We start from the raw sequence: 988 nt of genomic DNA on the forward strand, positions 1-988 counted from the left end.
AATTGCTGGCTGGTGTATTGGCAGCCGCGATCCGAGTGGAAGATCACCGGATGGACAGGACGACGCTGCCGATAGGCCATCTTGAGAGCGTCGGCGACCAGGTCGGTTCGCAGGTGATCGGCGGTGGCCCATCCGACTATCCGCCGTGAGGCGATGTCGATGACCGTGGCCAGATAGAGCCAGCCTTCGCCGGTCGGGATGTAGGTGATGTCGCCGCACCAGCGGGTATTGAGTCCTGCGCAGTCGGGAGCGAAGTTGCGGACCACGAGGTCGGGCCGGAGGGCGGCTCGTGGATCAGGGATCGTGGTCAGGTGCCGGCGTCTGCGGTGCCGGCCCTCGAGTCCGGCCGCACGCATCAGCCGGGCCACCCGGCGCCGCCCGCAGCCGGCACCTTCCTGCTTGAGCACAGCATGGACACGCGGGGCTCCATAGGTTCCGCGCGAACGCTCGTGCACTGCGGTGATCTGCTGGGTCAGCTCGGCGTCTTGGACCGCGCGGGGTCCGGGCTTGCCGCTGCGGCGGGCGTAGAAGGCGGTTCGGGAGACCTTGAGCAGTTCACAAGCGCGCTTGACGTTGTGACCTGCCTGCTTCTCCGCCTCGATGAACGGGTGCACCGTCACCGGGTCTCCTTCGCGAAGAAAGCCGTGGCCCGCTTGAGAATGTCGACGTCCTCGCGCAGTCGGCGGTTCTCCCGCCGCAGCACGGCCAACTCCTCGCGTTCACTGCTGGTCAGACCGTCTTTCTCGCCAGCGTCGACCTCGGCCTGGCTGACCCACAGCCGCACCGCGGTCTCGGTCAGGTCGAAGTCCTTGGCCATTTGGCCGACCGTGCGGTCACCGCGTCGGCACAGCTCGACGATCTCGGCCTTGAACTCCGGCGTGAACGAACGGCGAGGGCGTGGCTTCTTCTTCCCCATGCTCTCCATGATGGACATCCTTCCGGGGCAGAGCCCCTGATCTCAGATGTCCGTCAAAGCGGATCAAGCCCA

The 988-nt window shown here is 66.3% G+C and carries 2 protein-coding genes; both read right to left on the reverse strand.

Annotated features, from left to right (window positions below; genetic code table 11):
- Positions 1 to 620 (reverse strand): IS3 family transposase (locus J0695_RS36820; protein WP_206969110.1); only part of this gene is annotated, 620 nt, incomplete at its 3' end.
- On the reverse strand, positions 617 to 925 hold the full coding sequence (locus J0695_RS36825; RefSeq protein WP_206969111.1) for a transposase: 309 nt from the start codon (positions 923 to 925) through the stop codon (positions 617 to 619). The genes J0695_RS36820 and J0695_RS36825, both read right to left, overlap by 4 nt.
- Positions 926 to 988 lie beyond the last annotated feature (63 nt).

Origin of the sequence: Streptomyces beijiangensis (assembly GCF_017315755.1) — a bacterium.
In the GTDB taxonomy this organism is placed as follows: domain Bacteria; phylum Actinomycetota; class Actinomycetes; order Streptomycetales; family Streptomycetaceae; genus Streptomyces; species Streptomyces beijiangensis.